Annotated in this window: 21 protein-coding genes; 15 read left to right on the top strand and 6 right to left on the bottom strand. The window is 62.9% G+C overall.

Annotation, left to right across the window (positions count from 1 at the left end; translation table 11 throughout):
- Position 1: 1 nt before the first annotated feature.
- The 3 genes from ACYVGS_RS03735 to ACYVGS_RS03725 form a co-directional block, all read right to left on the bottom strand.
- Positions 2-3,124: an efflux RND transporter permease subunit gene (locus tag ACYVGS_RS03735; protein WP_460587293.1), complete on the bottom strand. Its 3,123-nt coding sequence runs from the start codon at positions 3,122-3,124 to the stop codon at positions 2-4.
- Positions 3,121-4,335 (bottom strand): efflux RND transporter periplasmic adaptor subunit, encoded by a 1,215-nt coding sequence (locus tag ACYVGS_RS03730; RefSeq protein WP_460587292.1) that lies wholly within the window; start codon positions 4,333-4,335, stop codon positions 3,121-3,123. The genes ACYVGS_RS03735 and ACYVGS_RS03730 overlap by 4 nt, the downstream gene beginning before the upstream one ends.
- Positions 4,336-4,421: 86 nt before the next feature.
- Complete coding sequence (locus ACYVGS_RS03725) at positions 4,422-5,240, bottom strand: mechanosensitive ion channel family protein (protein ID WP_460587291.1); 819 nt, start codon at positions 5,238-5,240, stop codon at positions 4,422-4,424.
- A gap of 195 nt (positions 5,241-5,435) precedes the next feature.
- On the opposite strand from ACYVGS_RS03725, the gene ACYVGS_RS03720 reads away from it, so the two are divergent.
- From ACYVGS_RS03720 to ACYVGS_RS03675, 10 genes are all read left to right on the top strand, one after another.
- Entirely contained in the window at positions 5,436-5,891 is a 456-nt protein-coding gene (locus ACYVGS_RS03720) for a MaoC family dehydratase (protein WP_460587290.1), read from the top strand.
- 11 nt (positions 5,892-5,902) lie between these two features.
- Positions 5,903-6,601 carry an NUDIX hydrolase gene (locus tag ACYVGS_RS03715; protein WP_460587289.1) on the top strand — a complete coding sequence of 233 codons (699 nt, stop codon included), beginning with the start codon at positions 5,903-5,905 and terminating at the stop codon, positions 6,599-6,601.
- Complete coding sequence (locus tag ACYVGS_RS03710) at positions 6,598-8,109, top strand: FAD-dependent oxidoreductase (protein ID WP_460587288.1); 1,512 nt, start codon at positions 6,598-6,600, stop codon at positions 8,107-8,109. Before ACYVGS_RS03715 ends, ACYVGS_RS03710 begins: the two co-directional genes overlap by 4 nt.
- A gap of 1 nt (position 8,110) precedes the next feature.
- On the top strand, positions 8,111-8,665 hold the full coding sequence (locus ACYVGS_RS03705; protein WP_460587287.1) for a c-type cytochrome: 555 nt from the start codon (positions 8,111-8,113) through the stop codon (positions 8,663-8,665).
- Positions 8,662-9,525: an HpcH/HpaI aldolase/citrate lyase family protein gene (locus ACYVGS_RS03700; RefSeq protein WP_460587286.1), complete on the top strand. Its 864-nt coding sequence runs from the start codon at positions 8,662-8,664 to the stop codon at positions 9,523-9,525. Before ACYVGS_RS03705 ends, ACYVGS_RS03700 begins: the two co-directional genes overlap by 4 nt.
- Before the next feature lie 346 nt (positions 9,526-9,871).
- Positions 9,872-10,603: a peptide arginase family protein gene (locus tag ACYVGS_RS03695; RefSeq protein ID WP_460587285.1), complete on the top strand. Its 732-nt coding sequence runs from the start codon at positions 9,872-9,874 to the stop codon at positions 10,601-10,603.
- A gap of 189 nt (positions 10,604-10,792) precedes the next feature.
- Complete coding sequence (locus ACYVGS_RS03690) at positions 10,793-11,263, top strand: hypothetical protein (RefSeq protein ID WP_460587284.1); 471 nt, start codon at positions 10,793-10,795, stop codon at positions 11,261-11,263.
- An 81-nt stretch (positions 11,264-11,344) separates the two neighbouring features.
- The gene (locus ACYVGS_RS03685; RefSeq protein WP_460587283.1) at positions 11,345-11,623 is read left to right on the top strand and encodes a hypothetical protein; all 279 of its coding nucleotides are present in this window, start codon (positions 11,345-11,347) and stop codon (positions 11,621-11,623) included.
- 203 nt (positions 11,624-11,826) lie between these two features.
- Positions 11,827-12,096, top strand: coding sequence for a hypothetical protein (locus ACYVGS_RS03680; RefSeq protein WP_460587282.1), 270 nt, complete (start codon positions 11,827-11,829; stop codon positions 12,094-12,096).
- A gap of 80 nt (positions 12,097-12,176) precedes the next feature.
- Positions 12,177-12,623, top strand: coding sequence for a DUF2059 domain-containing protein (locus ACYVGS_RS03675; RefSeq protein ID WP_460587281.1), 447 nt, complete (start codon positions 12,177-12,179; stop codon positions 12,621-12,623).
- Between the two features lie 833 nt (positions 12,624-13,456).
- Here the strand turns inward: ACYVGS_RS03675 and ACYVGS_RS03670 are convergent.
- Both ACYVGS_RS03670 and ACYVGS_RS03665 read right to left on the bottom strand, forming a co-directional pair.
- Positions 13,457-14,764 carry a hypothetical protein gene (locus ACYVGS_RS03670; RefSeq protein WP_460587280.1) on the bottom strand — a complete coding sequence of 436 codons (1,308 nt, stop codon included), beginning with the start codon at positions 14,762-14,764 and terminating at the stop codon, positions 13,457-13,459.
- Between the two features lie 252 nt (positions 14,765-15,016).
- Positions 15,017-16,051 (bottom strand): medium chain dehydrogenase/reductase family protein, encoded by a 1,035-nt coding sequence (locus tag ACYVGS_RS03665; protein WP_460587279.1) that lies wholly within the window; start codon positions 16,049-16,051, stop codon positions 15,017-15,019.
- Positions 16,052-16,202: 151 nt separating this feature from the next.
- On the opposite strand from ACYVGS_RS03665, the gene ACYVGS_RS03660 reads away from it, so the two are divergent.
- The 3 genes from ACYVGS_RS03660 to ACYVGS_RS03650 all read left to right on the top strand — a co-directional run bounded on the left by ACYVGS_RS03660 (position 16,203) and on the right by ACYVGS_RS03650 (position 19,217).
- Positions 16,203-16,937: an META domain-containing protein gene (locus ACYVGS_RS03660; RefSeq protein ID WP_460587278.1), complete on the top strand. Its 735-nt coding sequence runs from the start codon at positions 16,203-16,205 to the stop codon at positions 16,935-16,937.
- Positions 16,934-17,479 (top strand): DUF1415 domain-containing protein, encoded by a 546-nt coding sequence (locus ACYVGS_RS03655; protein WP_460587277.1) that lies wholly within the window; start codon positions 16,934-16,936, stop codon positions 17,477-17,479. Before ACYVGS_RS03660 ends, ACYVGS_RS03655 begins: the two co-directional genes overlap by 4 nt.
- Positions 17,480-17,615: 136 nt before the next feature.
- Positions 17,616-19,217 carry an ABC-F family ATPase gene (locus ACYVGS_RS03650; protein WP_460587276.1) on the top strand — a complete coding sequence of 534 codons (1,602 nt, stop codon included), beginning with the start codon at positions 17,616-17,618 and terminating at the stop codon, positions 19,215-19,217.
- A gap of 13 nt (positions 19,218-19,230) precedes the next feature.
- Here ACYVGS_RS03650 and ACYVGS_RS03645 read toward each other — a convergent pair whose 3' ends face one another.
- The gene (locus ACYVGS_RS03645) at positions 19,231-20,130 is read right to left on the bottom strand and encodes a LysR family transcriptional regulator (RefSeq protein WP_460587275.1); all 900 of its coding nucleotides are present in this window, start codon (positions 20,128-20,130) and stop codon (positions 19,231-19,233) included.
- A 139-nt stretch (positions 20,131-20,269) separates the two neighbouring features.
- Between ACYVGS_RS03645 and ACYVGS_RS03640 the strand changes: the two genes are divergently transcribed.
- Together ACYVGS_RS03640 and ACYVGS_RS03635 are read left to right on the top strand one after the other, a co-directional pair.
- Complete coding sequence (locus ACYVGS_RS03640) at positions 20,270-20,833, top strand: cytochrome b (RefSeq protein ID WP_460587274.1); 564 nt, start codon at positions 20,270-20,272, stop codon at positions 20,831-20,833.
- Positions 20,834-20,869: 36 nt separating this feature from the next.
- Positions 20,870-21,430, top strand: a complete 561-nt coding sequence (locus ACYVGS_RS03635) for a YceI family protein (protein ID WP_460587273.1) — start codon at positions 20,870-20,872, stop codon at positions 21,428-21,430.
- The last annotated feature ends 24 nt before the right edge of the window (positions 21,431-21,454 follow it).

Here is a 21,454-nt window from a genome sequence, read left to right as displayed (position 1 = left end):
CTCAATCCGCCTGCAGCTGCCGGCGGCTTTCCCGCCACTGCTTGAGGTCGAGCAGGATCAGGTAGAGGCTGGGCACCAGCAGCAGAGTGATTACCGTGGCGAAGACGATGCCGAAGGCCAGCGAAATGGCCATGGGCACGATTTCCCGCGCCTGCACGCTCTGTTCCAGCAGCATCGGTGCCAGCCCGAAGAAGGTGGTCAGCGAGGTCAGCAGAATGGCGCGGAAGCGGCGTGCCCCGGCCTCGGTTACGGCGCTCATCGCTGGCACGCCCTCGCGCAGGGCGCGGTTGATGTAGTCCACCAGGATCAGGCTGTCGTTGACCACCACGCCGCTCAGGGCGATCACCCCCATCAGCGACATCATGCTCAGGGGGTAGCCGGTGATCCAGTGGCCGACGATCGCGCCGATCATGCCGAAGGGAATCACCCCCATGATGATCAGCGGCTGCAGGTAGGAGCGGGTGGGCACCGCCAGCAGGGCATAGATCCCGAACAGCGCCAGGGAGAAGCCGATGATCATGCTGCGGGCCATCTTGGTCTCCTCGTCGGAGAGCCCGGACAGGCTGTATTCGAGCCCCGGGTATTTCTGCTGCAGGGTCGGCAGCCACTCGCCCATCATGTCGCCGACCACCCGCGAGGGCTCCAGCAGGCGTTTGTCCACCTCGGCCGTCACCTCGGCGGCGCGCTGGAAGTTGATGTGGGTGACCTTGTCCAGGCCCTGCTGCACGCGGACATCGGCGACGGTACTCAGGGGCACCGCCTCGCCGGCGGGGGTGCGCACGAACATGTTTTCCAGGGTCGCGGTACTCTCGCGCTCCTCCCGGGGATAGCGCACCATGACCTTCACTTCGTCGATGCCCCGTTGTACCCGCTGGGCCTCGGCGCCGTAAAAGGCATGACGCACCTGGTTGGCCAGGTCGGCGCGGGTCAGGCCCAGGGCCTCGCCCTCGGGGAGCAGGTCGATAAGGAACTCGTCGGAGGTGTCGCTGGCGCCGTTGCGGATGTCGTAGACCCCGGGGTAGCGCGCCAGTTCGGCGGCCACTTCGTTGGCGGCCTGGCGCAGGGTGTCGAAGTTCGGGTGCACCAGGTCGAAGGCGATGTCGGCGCCGAAGCTGGGGCCATCGGCGGAGCTGATCGCCAGCACCTTGATCCCGTGGGGGCGGCCGGCGGCCTCGCGCCAGCGCTGTTCGATCGCCGGGGTGTCCAGGCTGCGCTGGTCCTCCTTGCTCAGCTCCACCATGATGCCGCCAGTGGTGCGGGTGCTGCCGTAGGCAAACACGTGCTCCACCAGTTTTTCATCGCGACCGCTTTCCGCGCGGTAGTCTGCCTCCACCTGTTCCAGGGCCGCGACCAGGTTGTCGATGACCTCCAGGGTGCGCGCCTCGGGCGTGCCCTTGAGCATCTCTACCTCGGCGCTGATGAATTCGCCGGGAACCTCCGGTGCCAGGACCGTACGCACCACGCCCCCCAGCAACAGTCCGCTGCAGAGGATCAGCAGCGCCAGGAAGCCCGCCAGGGTAGCGTAGCGGTTGCGGATGCAGGCCTGCATGGCGGGCAGGTAGCGGTGGGCGACGAAGTGCTTGAGCCCGGCGTTGACCCGGGTCTGTACCCGGTCCACCGCCAGCAGCAGGCCGCTGCGGGCCGGGCGACTGTGGGCCAGGTGGGCGGGCAGGATCCATTTCGACTCCACCAGGGAGAAGGCCAGGCAGAGGATCACCACCCAGCCGGCCGCCTCGGGGAAACTGGCGAAAATGCCTTCCATGAACAGGGTCGGGGCAAAGGCGACGATGGTGGTCAGGACGCCGAACGTGGCGGGAGTGGCCACCCGCTGTACCCCGGCGACGATATTGTCGACGTGGGGGCCGTGGCGCTCCTGCTCAGCGTGGGCGCTCTCGCCCATGATGATGGCGTCGTCCACCACGATGCCCAACACCAGGATGAAGCCGAACAGGCTGATCATGTTCAGGCTGGCGTGGATCCAGGGCGTGTTGATCATCGCCATGGCGCCGAGGAAGCACACCGGGATGCCGACCATCACCCAGAAGGCCAGCTTGATCTCAAGGAACAGGGCCAGGACGATGAACACCAGCAGGGCGCCCAGGGCCAGGTTGCCCAGCATCATGCCCAGGCGGCCGTTGAGGTAGTAGGTGATGTCCGACCAGACGTCGAGGGTCACCGCCTCGGGCAGGCTGGCGCGCTTGCGCTCCACGTAGGCGCGGGCGGCTGCCGCGGTGTCCATGATGTCCTGTTCGCCGGTGGCGAAGACCTGCACCCCCAGGGAGTACTCGCCGTTGAAGCGGGAAAAGCCCTGGCGCTCCTCGAAGGCGTCGGCGACGATGGCGATGTCACCCAGCAGCAACTGGCTGCCGTCGGGCCAGCTGCGCAGCACGATGCGCTCGAAGTCCTGCTGCACGTAGGCCTGGCCCTGGATGCGCAGCAGGATATCCCCCTGCTCGGCGCGGACCGCGCCGGCCGGCAGATCGAGGGAGGAGCGGGCCACCGCGTCGGCGACGTCCTGCAGGCTGAGGCGATGCTCGCGCAGCACTGCTTCCGGGATCTCGATGCCGATTTCCGGGTCGCGGTCGCCGACCACTTCCGCGGCGGACACCTCCGGCAGGGTCAGCAACTCGCGGCGGGTTTCCTGGGCGAGGGCCCGCAGGCTGCGCTCGTCGAGGTTGCCGGAGAGCTGCAGGGTGACCGCCGGGAAACGCACCTGGGGCTGGCTGACAATGGGACGCTCGGCATTGGCGGGAAAGTGCTGGACCGCGTCCACCCGGCTCTTCACGTCGCGCAGCAGGGTGTCCAGGTCGGTGCCGTCCAGGGGCTCGATCATGATGCGCGCCACGGACTCCATGGCGTCGGATTCCACCCGCTTGATGCCGTCGAGGTCGTTGATCGCCTCCTCGATCTTCAGCACGATGCCCTGCTCCACCTCTTCCGGCGCGGCACCGGGGTAGGGCATGGTGACCGTGATCACGTCCACATCCAGGGTGGGAAACATGGCCCGCTGAATGGTGAAGGCCGAGCCCAGGCCGACCACCAGGATGATTACCATCAGCAGGTTGGCGGCGACCGGGTTGTGGGCAAACCAGGCGATGATGCCCCGGGTGGGCTGCGGGGTCATGCGTCTGCTCCGGCCTCGGTATGCTCCGCGTACCACTGGTCACTCGGCTGGCTGGAGATCACCTCCACCCGGGCGCCGGTCTGGCTGCTGTCCAGCAGACTGAGGATGACGCGATCGCCGGCCGCCAGGCCCTCGGTGATGTAGAGCACGTCGCCGCCGGTGGCCAGCAGGCTGACCTCGCGCAGTGTGGCCAGTCCGGCCTCGCTCACAATGGCGACGCGGTTGCCCGGGCGCAGCAGGTGCCGCGGCAGGGTGACGATGTTGTCCAGCGGCCGGCCGCGGAGGGTGGCGCTGACATAGCTGCCCAGGCGCAGGGGCTCGGCCCCGGGGGTATCCAGCCCATAGGGATCCTGAAGGCGCGCCACGGCGTAGAGGGTACGCGACTCGGCGTCCAATACTGCTTCGCTGCGGTGCAGGGTGGCCTGCCAGCGCTGCTCGGCGTCGTGCAGGGCGCGCAGGGTGACCGGGGTGTCCCCCGGGGGGGCGCCGAGCGCCGGCAGGTCCAGCCAGGCCAGGCGGGCCTGGGGTATGGGCAGACGCACTTCGGCAGTCGCGGTGGAGGCCAGTGCGGCGATCGCCGTGCCGGGGGTCACGTATTGCCCCAGCTCCACGCGCCGATCGGTGATCAGCGCGTCGTAGGGGGCGCGCAGGGTGGTGCGCTCGAGGTCGTCCCGGGCCGCGGCCAGGCGTGCATTGGCCGCCTGTAACTGGGCTTCCGCCTGGGCCAGCTGCGGCTTGCGCAGGTAGAGGTCGCGCGCCTGGTCGCTGCGCTGGCTGCCCTGGGGCAGGCGGCGCCACTCCTCGGCGGCGACCTCGGCGCGGCCCTGTTCCTGGATCAGCTGACTCTCCGCCGAGCGCACCGCCGATTCCGCCTCCGCCAGCGCGGCGGCGTAGTCGCGGGCATCGATACGCAGGAGGGTGTCCCCGGCGCGCAGGAAACCGCCCTCGAGGAAAGACGGGGCCACCTCGACGATGCGGCCCTGCACCTCCGCGGCGAGTAGCGTCTGGCGCAGGGGCTGGACGTGTCCCTGGGTCTGTATCGGAATGCGCACGGTCTGCGGTGTGGCCACCAGGACGTCCACCGTCAGTGGCGGCGTCTCGGGCGCTGCCAGCTCCGTGCCAGGGCGGTTGAGAAAGAGCAGCCCCGCCACCAGCGCAGCGCCGGTGAGCAGGGCAAGGGAGAGAAGAATCTGGCGAGTCGTGCGGGTCAAAACAGTCACCGGTCAGGCTGAAGGCGGCTTTTATACCATGGGGCCACCCGCGCCTGCGGTGACAATCCGGTAATGTGAACGCTGTCTCAGTTCGCCTTGTGCATGTGCACATCCATCTGCGGGAAGGGGATCGACAGGCCGGCCTCGTCGAAGCGCAGCTTGACCTTCTCGGTGGTGTCCCACAGCACTGGCCAGTAGTCGGCGGCGTTGACCCAGGGGCGCACCAGGAAGTTCACGCTGGAGTCCGCCAGGGCGCCGACCACGATGGTGGGCGCGGGCTCCTTCAGCACGCGCTCGTCCTCGGCGAGGATTTGCTCGAACAGTGCCTTGGCCTTGCGCAGGTCGTCGCCGTAGGCGACGCCGAAGACCATGTCCACACGCCGGGTGGGGTGCTTGGAGTAGTTGGTGATGTTGTTGCCCAGCACCGCGCTGTTGGGAACGATGACTTCCTTGTTGTCCGGGGTGGTGAGGGTGGTGTTGAAGATGTTGATCGCATCCACCACGCCGGCGGTGCCGCCGCACTCCACGTAATTGCCCTTGGTGAAGGGGCGGAAGACAATCAGCAGGACCCCGGAGGCCAGGTTGCCCAGGGAACTCTGCAGGGACAGGCCGATGGCCAGGCCCGCGGCGCCGATGATGACGACCAGGGAACTGGTGTCGATGCCCAGCTGGCTCAGTGCCGCGATGATCACGAAGACCAGCAACAGCGCGCTGAGGATGGCGCTCAGGAAGCTGATCAGTATCTCGTCCATTTTGCGGCTGCGCATGACGCGCTCGGTGAGGTTCACCAGGCTGCGGGCCACGATGCGACCGACGACGAAGATCGCCAGGGCAAAGACAATATTGGTACCCCAGGGAATGATCCAGTCGTGTAACAGGGTATTCAGGTCCAGAGTCTCGGGCATGGAGTGCTCCTTGTTGTGAGTTAATGCAGAGGACTATACCCCAAGCACCGGCGGGCTGCCCACCGTCTGCTGTCGCCCCGGCCTCGCGGCGCGGGTAAGGCTTTCTGGTGGGGCAGGTTGAACCGGCGCGGCTGAAGGCATCCGTCGCCAGTGCTATAGTCCCGGCTTTTCCCACCGCAGAGGACTTGCGACACCATGGCGACCGTATTTGATTCTCCCGCCGCCCTGATGGGCACCGAAGGCACCGACCTGGGCCACACCGACTGGCTGGCCATCGATCAGAAGCGCATCGACCTGTTTGCCGATGCCACCGGCGACCACCAGTGGATCCACGTCGATCCCGAGCGCGCCGCCTCCGGTCCCTTTGGCAAGACCATTGCCCACGGCTACCTGACCCTGTCCCTGGCCAACCTCTTCCTGCCCCAGCTGCTCGAGGTGCAGAACGTCTCCATGGGCGTGAACTACGGCTGCGACAAGGTGCGCTTTCCGGCGCCGGTGCCGGTGGACAGCCAGGTACGCGGCCGCGGCGAGATCATCAGCGCCGAGGAAATGAAGGGCGGCGTGCAGGTGGTGGTGCGCATCACCATCGAGGTCGAGGGCAGCGAGCGCCCCGCCTGTGTGGTCGATACCATCAGCCGCTTCTTCCCCTGAGGGTGGCCGGCATGCTGGAAATGGGTGAGGGTCCCGCCACCGCGCATCCCTCCGCCACCGTGGTCCTGCTGCGGGATGCCGCCGCGGGCCCGGAGGTGCTGCTGGTTCAGCGCAATACCGCGCTGCGACACATGGGCGGCGAGTGGGTCTTCCCCGGCGGTCGCGTGGACGCGGCCGATTACCCCGCCGAGGGGGATCGCGAAGGTGCCGCCCGCCGCGCCGCGGTGCGCGAGACCCGCGAGGAAACCGGCCTGGAAATCACCGACGAGCAGTTGCTCCTGCTGTCCCGCTGGACCACCCCCGAGGGGGTCAAGCGGCGCTTCTCCACCTGGTTCTACCTGGCGGTGGTCGACGCCGATGTCGTGGTGGAAGTCGACGGTGGCGAAATTGCCGCCCACCGCTGGGTCAGCCCGGCCCGGGTGCTCGAGGAAGTGCGTGATCCGGAACACCCCCTGCGCCTGTTTCCCCCCACCTGGGTCACCATGCTGGATCTCGCGGCCTACGCTTGCTGCGACGAGGCCTGCACCCGGGTCGGCGCCCGCGAGGCCTTTCATTTCCAGCCGCGAATGATCCCGCTGGAAGGCGGCGCCTGCTTCCTCTACGAGGGGGACGCGGGCTATGCCAGCGGCGACCTGGACGCCCCGGGGCCGCGCCACCGCACCCTGATGCGCGGCAACCATCTGGACTACATTCGGGAACCGGAACAATGACGGAATACACAATAAGCCGCCGGCGGGTGCTTGCCGGCCTGGGCCTGGGTGCCGCAGCGGCCACCGCCCCCGCCATGGCCAGCCGCGACGTACCGCGCTGGGATGAGACCGTGGATGTGCTGGTGGCCGGCTCCGGCGCCGGTGGCTGCAGCGCCGCCCTCGAGGCCCGCCAGGCCGGCGGCCGCGTATTGCTGGTGGAAAGCCTGCCGCGCTTCGGCGGGTCGTCGGCCATGTCCGGCGGGGTGGTCTTCTGCGGCGGCGGCACGCCCCTGCAGAAAGCCGCGGGCTTCGAAGACAGCGTCGAGGACATGATCCAGTTCATCGCCGCCAACAGCGGCCCCTACCCGCAGCTGGAAAAGATCCAGCGCTACTGCGAGGACAGTCTGGGCCACTTCGATTGGCTGGTGGGCCTGGGCATTCCCTACAACGACCGCTTCACCGACGTGAAGGAGCTGACGCTGGGGGACGAGTCGCTGTACTTCTCCGGCAACGAGCGCGCCTGGCCGGCGCGAGAGAACAGCCGCCCGGTTCCCCGGGGCCATGTGCCCGGGGTGCCCGGCATGAACGGCGGCCGGGTCTTGATGGAGCACCTGCTGGAGCGCACCCGGGAAGCCGGTGTCGAGCTGCGCGCAAGGGTGTCGGCACGCCGGCTGGTGCAGGAAAGCGACGGCCGGGTGGTCGGCATGCAGCTGGAGCGCGACGGCGAGATTGTGCATGTGCGCGCCCGCCGGGCCGTGGTGCTGGCCTGCGGTGGCTTCATCCACAACCGCGAGATGCTGCAGCGCCACGCCCCGGCCCTGTACGACTGCTCCACCCCCTGGGGCAATGCCGGTGACCTCGGAGAGGGCATCGCCATGGGCGTGGCGGCAGGGGGTGAAACCCTGAACATGGACCAGGGCTTTGCCATCGCGCCGTTGTACCCGCCGGAAAATGCCCTGCGCGGCATCCTGGTCAACCGCGCCGCCCAGCGTTTCATACCCGAGGACAGCTACTACGGTGTGGTCGGCGACGCCATTGCCTATCACCAGAACGGTGAGGCCTGGCTGATCACCGACGCCGACAGCAGCTTCAACTTCCCCCAGGACAATTTCGTGGCGGTGGCGGAAGCCGCCACCATCGGCGACCTGGCCGCCCGCGTCGGCTTTCCCCAGGGCGCCCTGCAGCATACCGTGGCCTATCACAACCGCTTTGCGGAAGCGCACCGGGACCCGCTGTTCAACAAGCAGCCGGCCTACGTGGCTCCGCTGGTCAAGCCGCCCTTCAAGGCCTGGGACCTCTCAGTCAAGCGCGCTTTCTTTACCGCCCACACCTTCGGCGGGTTGCACACCGACGTCGACAGCCGGGTGATCAGCAGTTTTGGCGAGCCGATTCCCGGGCTCTACGCCGCCGGTCGCAACGTGGCCGGCCTGCCGGTGGCGCCCTACATCGCCAGTGGCCTGTCGGTGGGGGATGCCAGTTACTTCGGCCGTCGCGCCGGGCGCGCTGCCATGCGCGGGGAGGAAAGCTGAGATGAAAACCCTTGCGAAAAACCCCCTGCTGGGGCTGGTGATGGGCCTGGGCGCCCTGGGCAGCACGCATGTTCTGGCGGCTGAGGACGCCGCCCGCAATGCGGCGCCGCAGGCCGCCGAGACCGCGGCAGTTGCCGGCAGTTACCAAGCCATGCCCGAGGGGGACCCCGAGCGCGGCCGCCTGGTCTTCGGCCAGTGCCGCACCTGCCACTATCCGGAGCCGGAAATGGGCCACAACAACGGCCCCAACCTGCACCGCATCTTTGGCAAGGTGGCGGGCAAGCAGGAAGGCTTCGAGTACTACTCCGAGACCTTCCGCGAGGCCCAGTTCGTCTGGACCCCCGAGCTGCTCTGGCTGTGGCTGGCGGACCCCCTGGCCATGTTCCCGGATACCACCATGATGAGTCGCGGCGTTGCCGACCCACAGGACCGCGCCGACCTGGTCGCCTACCTGATGCGCGCCTCGGTGCGTGGCGTGGCCGAGGATGACCCGGCGCCGGCGGATGGCGCCGTTAGCGAAAGCGAAGCGACCCGCCATACGGAGACCCAACCATGACCGCAGTGCTGCGTTCCGCCCTCTACATGCCCGCCGCCAACCAGCGCGCCATGGACAAGGCCCGGGAGCTGCCGGTGGATGCCGTGGTTTTCGACCTGGAAGATGCGGTGGCCCCCGAGAAAAAGGCCGAGGCCCGGGAGCAGCTGGTGGCCCAGCTCCACGCCGGCGGCTATGGCCCGCGGCAGCTGGTGGCCCGCTGCAACGCCCTGGCGACCCCTTGGGGTGAAGCGGATATCCGTGCACTGGCCGCGACGCCGGTGAGTACCCTGTGCCTGCCGAAAGTGGAATCCGTCGAGCAGCTGCACGCAGTTTCCGCCCTGCTGGAGGAACTGCAGCGCCCCGACATGGCCCTGTGGGCGATGATCGAAACCCCCGCCGGCGTGGCCAATGTCGAGGCCATCGCCGCCTACGGGCGCCTCACCGCCCTGCTCATGGGCACCACCGACCTGGCCTACGAACTGCGCCTGCCCACGGACCCCGATCGCCGTGGCTTGCAGTACGCCCTGGGCCGCTGCGTCATGGCCGCCCGCCTGGCGGGCGTCGCGGCCCTGGACGGCGTCTACCTCGAGATCAAGAACGAAGAGGGCCTGCGTGCCGTGTGCGAACAGGGCCGTGCCCTGGGCTTCGACGGCAAGACCCTGATCCACCCCGGGCAGATTGCCGTGACCAATGCGGTATTCGGGCCGAGCGAGGAAGCGGTGGCCCACGCGCAGCGCCTGCTGGATTGCTGGGACCAGGCGACCGCGGAGGGGAAGGGCGTCGCCGTGCTGGACGGCAAGCTGATCGAAACCATGCATGTGGACGAGGCGCGGCGGCTGATCGAGGCGGCGGCGCATATTGCGGATTTGGAGAAAAAATAGAAATTTGGGAGCGTCGATACGCTTCCAGTTGTTTCGCTGATCGTTTCCTGCACTTTCTCTAGCCCCCGTTCGGGGGCTTTTCACCGGCGCTGTGATCGCAGCGCCGGCAGCTTTTCTGTAACCGTCTGAAAGATAAAGAATAAAGCTCACCGCTTTTGCGTGACTGTGTTGCTCTATCCGGGCCGATCGCAGCCGGTTAACTCCCCATCACTTTTGGTCACTGGCGCCAGGTTGTTGAAATTGCGAGGGATTTCACGTTCCGGTTAGCACGCTGTGCTGGAGATAGGCGGGTGGGTGTTATACGGTCTGGTCTTGCTAATTAGCGGTTAGGCGCTACGGAGGTAACGTGGCCGATTGGATTTACCCATTTCAAGGCAGAAACGGTTCTTTAGCCATTTCGCAGAACTTCCTGTGGCGAAGTGACAACGTGTACATCATGGATAACCACCGAGCTGCCCTTTGGTGCTGGCTGCAGCACATGTCCGCCGAGTCTCGATACAGCGTCTTTCATATTGACGCCCACTATGACTGTGCCGGAACGATTTCTGAGGAGGAAATTTCCAAGCTTCCCGACCTTCGGTCGATTTCTTTTCAAAAATATTTGGACATAAGTGTCCCAGGTTGGGATGGGGAGCAGGTTCCTCTGATCCGGTGGGACAACTATCTGTTCCTGTTTGAGGCCTTGTATCGGGGGCAGATTGCCGATTATTTTTTGGCAACTCACGGCATCGGTGATGAGCCGAAGAATACGACTCATTGGGAGGAGCTTCTTATGAGTCGTCTTCCCGAGATGTATGGCGAGTTCTTGCACGACTACAAAGCCGACGGTTGGTTGCTCAACATAGATTTAGATTACTTCTTCGCGCGGCAACCGAAGGAGTTCGCCCGTCTCCAGAGTGAGCACTATCTCTCGGAGATTTTCGCAGCAACACGTAAAGCGCTTGAGGCTGGTGCGATCAGTTGTCTAACCATCTGCCTAAGTCCAGAATGCTGTGGCGGATGGGAGCCGGCTGAAGAAATTTGCTATCAACTTTGTGATGAGATCGGCCTTGATTTCCGTTTGCCAGCACGCGCCTAACAAATCGTTGCAGCGGACGTTTGACCCGCCACGCACTTTTGCTTTCGCAAAAGCACGCGCCGCCTCAAACGCCGCTGAACTCAAGCGTTAACTTCCCGAGTTTGCGGCAACATGAACAGACTGTTCTTACTAATCCTAATTTTCGCCATCAGTAGCTGCTCTTCAGTACCACTATCGACTATGGTGCGAATGAGCACCTTCGATGCTCAGGATTTTGCCGACCTGAATCCTGATGAACTGCGAGTGAAGGTTTTTCTTCCAGCGGGATTCCGTCTGAACACCGGAGCGAGCTGGATGGGCATCGATATGATTTCTTCGTCTGGTCAGCACCAGACAGTTCTTGAACTTCGCGAAGATTCAGTACAAACGATAAAGGTTTCTAAAGGACTTTTCTCTGAGCCGGATCAAGCTACCTCTTATCTATTGAGACTTAGTCCCTCATCACGCGCCAAGTTCAATGAATTGCAACTTTTTGTTAACAAAGCCACTGTAGACGACATGAGCATAAGAGTGGTCCCGAAGCTGGCGTCGCGACCAGAAAGCGCTGCATCAGTGATAGTTTCGATTGAACTACAGTTGTCTAAGTCACAAGGATTTTTCACTCTTGTAGATTCAGCGCAGATAGCGTTGCCAGAGGTGGGGCGAAGTGAAGAAAGCTAACAAGCGCAAGCAGGCAGAATGTGAAATTCACCCGCTCCAAGTTTGCCGCAGAGCGCGGCGTTACGTGCAAGAACTAGATCGATGAAAAACGGAATTATTGCGCTTGTCTGTTTGATTCCTCTACTGCTGTTAATGGCATATGGGATATATAGAAAGAATAATTGCATATCAAAGCAAGAAGCCGAAATTACATTCAATTCAGCTCAGGATGAAGAAGGTTTCGGTAAGGTGTCTGAGGCTTACAATTTATACAAGAAAATTGATGCCTATGCTTGTGAGAATTATGAGTTGAGAGAAAAAGCATTTAATAAGGCGGCTAGTTTAAAGAAGAAGCTTGGTTATTCGATTGAAGGCTTCTAATAAATTGCAGCACGCAAAGCAGCGCTATGCGGCTCGGAACTCTGTAAGCTTCGCTTGCTTCGATAAACTATTACCAGTTTGGTGGGCATTAACCAGGCGTCTTTTTAGAGAAATCCTGGATATATGGGGCAGGGTGCTTCCAGTCGTAACCGTACTAACACGGCACCTGCTCGAAATGTTATGTGATGAAGAAGGGGGAATAGGTGAAAAGCAGGGTAGAAGAAGAAATTAATAGTATTAATAGAGAGTTGAAAAGAACCCAGGTAATCGGTGTCCCAGGAATTCTCTTGATCGGTATAGCCGTACATGGCATCTTTGCGGAGCCAGGAAAAACTCTGCACCCTTTCTTGAACGATATTGGTATTTGTTATGCCATGCTTGCTGTTGGCGGGGCTGTTGCTGTTTGGGAGGTCAAAAAAATCTTAAGGCTTACCAAGCGGCAGTCCGAGTTGAATAAAATGCTCGGCATATGAAAAGTTGCTAAGGAAGGCAGTGAGGTGGAGACGATGTTCAGTCAATATTGGCATAACGAAAACGAAGAAAGGAATTCTCTATGATCAGGATGGTCAGTTTAATCATGTGTGCGTTGTTCCTCTCAGCGCCTGTGCTGGCAGCCGAAGACAGCCAGGCAGAACGCGAGGCGGCCGTCGATCGTTATCTGGCGGTTATGCCTCCCGAAGAGATGATGGAAGACATGGCGCAGGCGATGTCGATGAACTTCCCGCCCGATCAGCGCGAGGGCTTTCGGCTATTTGTTCTTGAGTATGTCGACCACGAGGCACTGGAGGCCTCGTCCAGGGCCGCGATGATCAGGCACTTCACCGCTGATGAAATCAACGCACTGACCGATTTCTATTTGCAACCGGTCGCCAAATCCGCCATGCAAAAGCTGGGCCCCTACATGGCTGAGATAATGCCGGTTGTTCAGGCGGAGATAATGCGTGCCCTGGGTGAGCTGCAGAAGGTTGAGGCGGAGACCAACCGGCAGTTGACGGAGTAGCGTAGCGAGCTCTGGCGGTATACTGGCAAAGCGTGCCAAACGGATTCGAGGGCAGTCGGCAAGCTGCATGGGCCGTCACTCACCGTGAGCGGAGAGGGCGGTGGCGCCGGGAATGAGATTAGGGCGCCAGGATGTACCCCAAAGAGTTGGCTTGCTATGCAGGTCGCTTACGACCGGTAGCACGCGGATAATACTCTCAGGTGGCAGAGGGTCCATAAAGTGGAAGTCCGCGCTGAATAAGCATAGATTGCACGCGAGCAATCATCATGATGGGTGAAAAGGCGCGGTAAGGGGCCTCGTCCAATGCGTAGAGTTTCGGTGTATCTGCTGTTCTGGCTAGTGTTGATGCTGCTGGCTATCGGTAACGGTTTTCTTCGAGAGGCAACATACGGCCAATCGCTATCAGAGTTACATTCCCACCAGCTTTCGACCGTCACTGCAATGGTGACCTTCGGCATTGCGGTGTTTCTGCTTTCGCGGTATTTGTTGCCGAAATCCGCGGGCCAGGCGATGGCAATAGGTGTCATATGGCTGGCTTTGACGCTTTGCTTCGAGTTTTTCCTTGTTCATTATGTTTTGGGCCATTCCTGGGATCGGCTATTCCAGGACTACAATGTGTCGTCGGGGCGTGTCTGGCCGTTCTTGCTTGTCTGGATTACGTGTTTGCCTTACGTAGCGTATAGATGCCGTACGGTGCGCAGTTAGCAAGGTCGCGAGCATCGGCGGAGTGAATTTCGCGGCGCTAACGGCAACGCCGCTGAGGCGTTAGCGAGGGGGCCGGTGCTCACGTCACATTGTCGCCCCCTGGCAGTGTGGGTGTCATTGCGCTCTCTTTAAACTGCCCCGTGTTTCCGTTGTCGATAGGCCACAGCCACTAATCCCAGCATCATGGCAAGCAAGAGGAAATGGCCCATCACGGGTACCGGCTCTGCCGGCCTGCTCGCCCAGGTCACGCTAACGAAGAGGTCCGGGTTGAAGCTCGCGCGAAATTCAACCTCCTGAGCTATTGCGCTGGCGACCGTGAACACGGCTTCACCAGTACCGCTCGTCGTGCTCGGACTTGTGGCGATAGTGACCAGCGAGGCATCGACGGAGGCATTCTCGACGACCAGTGTGACGGGCAGTCCGGCAACCGGGTCTCCGGCGGTATCCCGAACCGTAACCGTGAGTGTCGTTTCGTCGCCCTCAAGGACCGATAGCGCACTCGCCGACAGCGTCGACAGGCTTTCCGATATGTCGTTGCTACAGGTCACCGCAACATTCGTGACATCCTCAGTGGCTGTGCCGCTTTCATTCTCCACCGTGCAAGTTTGCCCGGTGGGGTCGGTGAGCACGGAGACGTCATAGGCGCCGGGAACTTCGGTGTCGAAACTAAAACTTCCGTTGGCTGATACGGTTTTATCGTCGCCGTTATTATTTTGCAGAACAACAGACTCACCCGCGACCAAGCCGGTGACGCTACCACCGATACTGAACAAGGGAACTTGCCCCACAACCACGTTATCGACGGCAATATCATCGCCAGTGGAGGTTGAGGCGGACAGTGAAAGTGTCATGCGAATAGTCAGTGAGGTTCCTGTGCCCGAAATAGGAACCTCAAAACCTTGAGCGGCCGCAGTCAGGCTCGTCCCTGACCCATTGACCTGAAAGGTCCCGTTGTTCGTCGCGCTGGTAAACAACAGAATCTGCTCGGGTGTGCCACCATCAATGATGGCTTCGACGACCACGGAATCCGCGGTGTCAGGCTGAAGTGCAGAAGCGAAATCAGCAGAAAAATACAAATCACCGGCTCCTGTGATATTGATATTCTGCCATTCCACAACCGACGGATTCGTGAGGCTCGCCAGGCCGTAAGCCTCTAGGTAGCCCCCCGTGAAGCCCGTGTAGCTGACTCGGTCGGAGGGGGTGTCGCCGCCATAATCACCTCCGCCTGAGCCGTCATTGACGCCAAAATGCGTATAGGGCGGGCCGAAGTCCAGATTGACCCCAAAGTTTCCCGTTGTCACGGTAAGCTGGGAAGCGTCATCCAGTGGATCCGTATACAGAACTTGCGCCAACGCTGTTTGGCACAATGCGCCAAGAACAACAATCGCTACCCGGATGTAAGACTGTGCAGCCAAAAGCTTGGATTGTTCTTTCATTCTGAGTTTCCTGTGGCGGCAGATAAAGGCTAAAAGCACACCGTCCTGACTGGCTGTTTTAGGGCGGCGAATTCACGGCACGCTGAGTAATCTACCGTATTTTCCGGTATACAGGCAGCAAACGCTGTTGCTCGCTGATGTGGAGGATCGGATTCTCGGTAGTGACCAGGGATGCCTCCCTGTCTCCCGCGCGCCATGCCAGAGCCCGCCGGAGCAGCGCACGTTCCGCGATTCTGCCGCACACGACACTCATCAACCCCAACAATCCAGCACAATCTTGCCGGGCACCTTTCCCGCATCGATCAGCCGGTGGACTTCGGCGGCATCCGCCAGTGGCCGCACCTCCGCCACGGCGGGCTGCAGACGGCCGTCCTTGAGCCACTGCATCAGCGTGGCCACATCCTCGCGGAATTCTTCCGGGTGCTTCTCACGACGCGTCTGGATATTGTAAAAGCCCGTATGCCGGCCATCTGGTAGGCAGCGCCAGAGGCCCAGCAGTTTGGCGAAGCCCCACAGCAGGCCGGCGATGGATTCTTCGCCGGTGGTGACCTGCAGGGCGCCGAAGCCCACCAGCTTGCCGCCCCTGGCGACACAGCGGTAGGACCGCGACCAGTTGTGGCCGCCGATGGTGTCGAACACGGCCTGCACCCCCTTGCCCCCGGTCAGCTGAGCCACTTCGGCGACAAAGTCTGTATTGCGGTAGTCGATGGGCGTGGCGCCGAAGCGGCGCACCAGGTCGTGCTTGCTCGATGACGCGCTGCCATAAACCGTCAGTCCCATCTCGCGGGCCAGTTCCAGCAGGGCGGTGCCCACGGCGCCGCCGGCGGCGTGCACCAGGATGCTGTCGCCGGGCTGAAGCTGGCATTCCCGGGTCAGCATCTGGTAGGCGGTGGTGTAGGACAGGATCATGCAGACGGCCTGGGCCGGGTCGAGGCCGGCGGGGCAGGGGACGACGCGCGCCGCATCCGCCAGCAGGTACTGCGTGTAACCGCCAATGACCGGCATGTCGGCGACCGCGTCACCCGGATGCAGGGTGGTAACCCCGCTGCCCACCGCATCCACCACGCCGAACCAGTCGTAGCCGGGCGTGAAGGGCGGTTTCTGCTTGACGCCCGGGTACTGCCCCTGGCGGATGATGGTGTCGGTGAAGCCGGTGCCGGCGGTCAGCACCTTCACCCGTACTTGGCCCGGGCCTGGCTCGGGGAGGGTGTCTTCGTTGACCAGCGCGAGCTGCTCCGGGCCGCCGAAGGCGGTGAGCTGGATATGTTGCCAGGTTGTCGAAGACATGATCGAGGAGTCCTACGGGTTGTTAGTCTCGCGTATCACGAGAGTATCAACCGACGTGCGACCTGTCTGCAGCATTAGCGGTCGATTCCTGGCGCCGGGCGTACGATAATGCGCCTGTTCCACACCGCAGCAGCTGGCAAGGAGATCCCGCATGACCCGATACCCCAGGCATCTTTATCTCCTGCTGGTCGCAGGAGCCATGGGGCTTGTGGCCTGCTCAAGCTCGACCAGCACGGGCGTGAGTGATCCTTCGGCGCTAGCAGAGGGCACTCTACTCGAGCGGACCTTCCAGATCGAAGATGTCTCCGGCCGCGGTATTGTTGACAGCTCGAATGTCACGCTGATGTTTGGCGCGGATGGGCGCTTCAGCGGGAATACCGGCTGCAACACCGTATTTGGACCTTATGAAATCACGGGCGCCGCGCTTGAACTTGGGCCGCTGGCCAGCACCAAAAAGCTGTGTGCGCCCTCCCTCATGAATCAGGAGCAGGCAGTCCTCTCAGTGTTGTCACGGGCGACGCGCGTTGAGCTGGACCGCGAAGGTGCGCTGATCCTGCGGACCGATGACGGGGGCAGTCTGCGCGGATTCGAGTCAACACTGTCCACGCTGCAAACCTATCTCTGCGACGATGGCGCCAGGCTCGAGGTCGGGTATCCGACGCAGGACACAGCGTGGATTGTCCATCGGGGCCAGACGCTCGACATGACGCTGGCGCAGTCGGCGAGTGGCGCACGTTACATCGGGAGCGGCTGGGAATGGTGGAGCAAGGGGCGCTTGCAAGCCAGCCTTGCGCCGCTGTCCGACGACGGGCGTATCGTGTCGGAAAAGCGGGTGACCTGCCGGCTGGATGTGTCAGCGGCACCCGACAGTCAGGTGTCAAGTTGAGCAGCGAGGCACGCACGCAAGCGGTCAGGCACTGGGTGGAGACCCTGGTCGTCGGCCTGAATCTCTGCCCCTTTGCAAAACTCGAGCTAGTCAGGGATCGGGTGCGCTTCGCGACGACGACCGCGGCGACGGAAGGGCAGTTGCTGGCGGCCCTGGAAGCCGAGCTGGCCCTGTTGGATGCTGACCCGGCAATTGAGACCACACTGCTGATTCACCCGGATGTGCTGCGGGACTTTCACGACTATAACCAGTTCCTGGACGACGTCGACGCCCTGCTGGAGGGCCTGGGGCGGGAAGGTGTCTACCAGGTCGCCAGCTTTCATCCGGACTACCAGTTTGGCGGCACCGAAGCGAAGGACGCGGAAAACTACACCAATCGCTCGCCCTATCCCCTGCTGCACGTGCTCCGCGAGGCCAGCCTCGAGCAGGCGATCAAACGCTACCCGGGGGTAGAGCAGATCCCCGCGAAAAATATCGCGCTGATGAACCACCTGGGCGCGGCGCGGCTGCAGACCCTGCTCGAGGCCTGCTTCAAGCCGTAGCGCCCGGCGCATCAGCGGCCGGCTCGCCCCCCGGCCCGGCATCGCCTGTCTCGACGCCAGAGTCCCCACTCTGTATAGTGCGCAGCCTCCCGCGGTCCCACTCTCGCGCCATTTCTTTTTTTCCAGGTACTTCCCCGTGATTACTGCAGCCAATGTCACCATGCAATTTGGTGCCCAGCCCCTGTTTGAAAACATTTCCGTCAAGTTTGGCGGCGGCAACCGCTACGGCCTGATTGGCGCCAACGGCTGCGGCAAGTCCACACTGATGAAAATCCTCGACGGCAGCCTGGCGCCCAGCGCCGGCAATGTCTCGGTCACCCCCGACGAGCGCATCGGCAAGCTGCACCAGGACCAGTTCGCCTTCGAGCAGTACTCGGTGATCGACACCGTGATCATGGGCCACACCGAGCTGTGGGCCGTGAAGCAGGAGCGCGACCGCATCTACGGCCTGGCGCACATGTCCGACGAGGACGGCATGAAGGTGGCCGAGCTGGAGACCCGCTTCGCCGAGATGGACGGCTATACCGCGGAGAGCCGCGCCGGCGAAATTCTCCTCGGCGCCGGTATCCCGACCGACTTCCATTTCGGCCCCATGAGCGAGGTGGCGCCGGGCACCAAGTTGCGGGTTCTGCTGGCACAGGCGCTGTTTTCCGACCCGGATATCCTGCTGCTGGACGAGCCCACCAACAACCTGGACATCAACACCATTCGCTGGCTGGAGGGGGTGCTTAACGCGCGCAAGAGCACCATGGTGATCATTTCCCACGACCGCCACTTCCTCAATGCCACCTGCACCCACATGGCGGACATCGACTACGGCGAGCTGCGGGTGTACCCGGGCAACTACGACGACTACATGACCGCGGCGACCCAGGCCCGGGAGCGCCTGCACTCGGAAAATGCCAAGAAGTCCGCGCAGATTGCCGATCTGCAGCAGTTTGTCAGCCGCTTCTCCGCCAACGCGTCCAAGGCCAAGCAGGCCACCTCCCGCGCCAAGCAGATCGAGAAGATCAAGCTGGACGAGATCAAGGCCTCCAGCCGCCAGAGCCCCTATATCCGCTTCAAGCAGGAAAAGAAGCTGCACCGCCAGGCGGTGGTGCTGGAGAATCTGGGCCACGGCTTCGAGGGGCAGACCCTGTTCAGCGGCGGCAACCTGCTGCTGGAAGCGGGGACGCGCCTGGCGGTGATTGGCGAGAACGGCGCCGGCAAGACCACCTTCCTGCGCTGCCTGCTGGAGGAGCTGCAGCCGGTCGCGGGGACGGTGAAATGGGCGGAGAACGCTGCGGTGGCCTACTGCCCGCAGGACAGCACAGCGGACTTCGACAGCGACCTGAACCTGTTTGACTGGATGAGCCAGTGGCGCAAGCCCAGCCACGACGACCAGATCGTGCGCGCGACCCTGGGGCGCCTGCTGTTTTCCGCCGACGACTTCAAGAAGAAGGCCCGCGTCTGCTCCGGTGGTGAGAAGAACCGCCTGCTCTTCGGCAAAATGATGATGAGCGACGCCAACGTGCTGATCCTGGACGAGCCCACCAACCACCTGGATATCGAGGCCATTGAGGCCCTCAACCTGGCTCTGGAAAACTACGATGGCACGCTGATTTTCGTCAGTCACGACCGCGAGTTTGTCTCCTCCCTGGCCACCCGGGTGATCGAGATCAAGGGCCGCGAACTGGTCGATTTCCAGGGCACTTACGAGGACTATCTGGCGGAGCTGGAGGCGGCTGCAGCCGCCTAGAGGCCCGTTCGGCTCAGCCCTGCAGCCGCGCCGGCATCTGTGTCACCAGGAAGTCCTGCAGGGCCTTGATGCGGGCGCTGCCGCGCATGTCCCGGTGGTAGACAAACCACATGTGGGAGGCCTCGGCCCGGAGGCCGAAGTCGGCTTTCACCAGCGCCTGGCCGCGGCTGTCAAAGCGCTGCAAGGGGCCCAGGGGGCCGATGCCCATGCCCTCCATGACCGCGGCGTGGATATCGGTAAAGCTGTTGCTCTGGAACACCACCCGGGTTGGGTCGATATGGTCGACCAGTTGCCGGATGCCGGAGATGCGCCGCTTCTCGCCCGTAGGCAGCACCCAGAAATGCTCATTGATGCTCGCCATCGACTGCGGCAGACCGTGGCTGTCTACATAGGCCCGGGCCGCGAAATACTCCTGGGTAAAGGAAATCAGCCGCCGCGCCACCAGGTCGGGCTCCCGCGGCTCCGGCCCCATTCTCACCGCGACGTGGGCCTCGCCCCGGGAGAGTGATAGCCGGTCGTCGGTGGCCACCACCTGTACCCGAATCTGTGGGTGCAGTTCGCGGAAGTCGTGCAGCAGCGGGGCAAAAAAGGGCGAGAAGTCCGATACCGTGGAGATCTTGAGGGTGCCAGAGGGCGCATTGTCCAGGGCGGACAGGGAGGCCAGCAGGCGCTGCATGTCTCCCGCGACCGGGGTCATGCGTTCCAGCAGCAGTTGCCCGGCGTCGGTCAGGCGGTAGCCACGCTGGTGGCGCAGGAAGAGGCGCAAACCCAGCTGCTCTTCGAGCCGGTTGATGCGCCGCAGCACGGTGGAGTGGTTGACGCCCAGGGCCTGCCCGGCCCGGCTCAGGCTGCCGCTGCGCGCGACCTGATAGGCGGCATGCAGGTCGTCCCAGCTGCAGGTATCCGGCGTCATGTTGTGCTCCTACCCGGCTGGCCGGGCACGCTTCGATCTCACTTGTGCATTTTCGCACAACTATTGTCGTAATATCGCTATATTTGCATCGCGAAAAGTTGGCTATGGTGGCTTCACTGACTGGAGAAGCGGAGGCCCCATGCTGAAAAACACTGCGCACGCCTACGGCTGGGTGGCCATTGCGCTGCACTGGCTGGTGGCCCTGACCGTCTACGGCATGTTCGCTCTCGGCTTGTACATGGTGGAGTTGACCTACTACGACGCCTGGTACCGCGGCTCCCTGGAGACCCACAAGGCCGTGGGCATCCTGCTGGCCCTGCTGTTACTGGCGCGGCTGGCCTGGCGCCTGGTCAACCCGCGTCCCCGGGGTCTGTCGACTACGCCCTGGGAGAACCGGCTGGCGCACTGGATGCACTGGGCGCTCTACGGCCTGCTGCTGGCCATTGTGGTCAGCGGTTATCTGATTTCCACCGCCGACGGGCGTGCCATCGAGGTGTTCGGGCTGTTTCAGGTGCCCGCCACCCTGACTGCCGAGCACCAGGAGGATGTTGCCGGGGAAGTCCACGAGATCCTGGTGTGGTCACTGATCATCCTGAGTGCACTGCACGCCCTGGCGGCACTCAAGCACCATGTTGTGAACCGGGACCGCACCCTGCGTCGGATGCTGCGTCCGAATTCGGGTTCCGCTCGTAGACCCAACTGATTGACCCATGTTTTAACCGTTACAGGAGATATCACCATGAAAAAACTGTTACTTGCACTCTCGCTTTCCACCACGGCACTGGCCGCCAATGCGGCGGACTACGTGATCGATACCCAGGGTGGCCACGCCTCGATCAACTTCAAGGTGTCCCACCTGGGTTTCAGCTGGTTGACCGGCCGCTTCAATGATTTCGAGGGCGACTTCGTCTGGGATCGGGAGAACCCGGCGGCTTCCTCGATTCAGGTGCAAATCGATACCGCCTCGATCGACTCCAACCACGCCGAGCGCGACAAGCACCTGCGCAGCGACGATTTCCTCGATGTCGAGGAACATCCCCGCGCCAGCTTCACCAGCACGGCTTACACCCCCACGGGTGAAGGCACCGGCGAGCTGACCGGCGAGTTTTCCCTGCATGGGGTGACCCGCACGATCAGTTTCCCGGTAGAGCACGTCGGTGAGGGCGAGGATCCCTGGGGTGGCTACCGCGCCGGTTTCGCCGGAAACACCAGCATCATGCTGGGCGACTACGGGATGGCGGGCCCCCTGGGCAACCTGGAGGTGGAACTGGAGCTGCATGTCGAGGGCATCCGTCAGTAGGGTGCTTCCTGTCATGCATTGAAA

The organism is Haliea atlantica, assembly GCF_054779855.1.
The sequence above is the reverse complement of the archived record's forward strand: the minus strand, read 5'-3'. Positions and strand labels throughout refer to the sequence as shown.

What these genes read in the sequence shown, in the direction of transcription:
- ACYVGS_RS03735 (WP_460587293.1), bottom strand. Translation starts at nt 3,124, where the DNA reads ATGACCCCGCAGCCCACCCGGGGCATCATCGCCTGGTTTGCCCACAAC.
- ACYVGS_RS03725 (WP_460587291.1), bottom strand. Translation starts at nt 5,240, where the DNA reads ATGCCCGAGACTCTGGACCTGAATACCCTGTTACACGACTGGATCATT.
- ACYVGS_RS03720 (WP_460587290.1), top strand. Translation starts at nt 5,436, where the DNA reads ATGGCGACCGTATTTGATTCTCCCGCCGCCCTGATGGGCACCGAAGGC.
- ACYVGS_RS03715 (WP_460587289.1), top strand. Translation starts at nt 5,903, where the DNA reads ATGCTGGAAATGGGTGAGGGTCCCGCCACCGCGCATCCCTCCGCCACC.
- ACYVGS_RS03710 (WP_460587288.1), top strand. Translation starts at nt 6,598, where the DNA reads ATGACGGAATACACAATAAGCCGCCGGCGGGTGCTTGCCGGCCTGGGC.
- ACYVGS_RS03705 (WP_460587287.1), top strand. Translation starts at nt 8,111, where the DNA reads ATGAAAACCCTTGCGAAAAACCCCCTGCTGGGGCTGGTGATGGGCCTG.
- ACYVGS_RS03700 (WP_460587286.1), top strand. Translation starts at nt 8,662, where the DNA reads ATGACCGCAGTGCTGCGTTCCGCCCTCTACATGCCCGCCGCCAACCAG.
- ACYVGS_RS03690 (WP_460587284.1), top strand. Translation starts at nt 10,793, where the DNA reads ATGAGCACCTTCGATGCTCAGGATTTTGCCGACCTGAATCCTGATGAA.
- ACYVGS_RS03685 (WP_460587283.1), top strand. Translation starts at nt 11,345, where the DNA reads ATGAAAAACGGAATTATTGCGCTTGTCTGTTTGATTCCTCTACTGCTG.
- ACYVGS_RS03675 (WP_460587281.1), top strand. Translation starts at nt 12,177, where the DNA reads ATGATCAGGATGGTCAGTTTAATCATGTGTGCGTTGTTCCTCTCAGCG.
- ACYVGS_RS03670 (WP_460587280.1), bottom strand. Translation starts at nt 14,764, where the DNA reads ATGAAAGAACAATCCAAGCTTTTGGCTGCACAGTCTTACATCCGGGTA.
- ACYVGS_RS03665 (WP_460587279.1), bottom strand. Translation starts at nt 16,051, where the DNA reads ATGTCTTCGACAACCTGGCAACATATCCAGCTCACCGCCTTCGGCGGC.
- ACYVGS_RS03660 (WP_460587278.1), top strand. Translation starts at nt 16,203, where the DNA reads ATGACCCGATACCCCAGGCATCTTTATCTCCTGCTGGTCGCAGGAGCC.
- ACYVGS_RS03645 (WP_460587275.1), bottom strand. Translation starts at nt 20,130, where the DNA reads ATGACGCCGGATACCTGCAGCTGGGACGACCTGCATGCCGCCTATCAG.
- ACYVGS_RS03640 (WP_460587274.1), top strand. Translation starts at nt 20,270, where the DNA reads ATGCTGAAAAACACTGCGCACGCCTACGGCTGGGTGGCCATTGCGCTG.
- ACYVGS_RS03635 (WP_460587273.1), top strand. Translation starts at nt 20,870, where the DNA reads ATGAAAAAACTGTTACTTGCACTCTCGCTTTCCACCACGGCACTGGCC.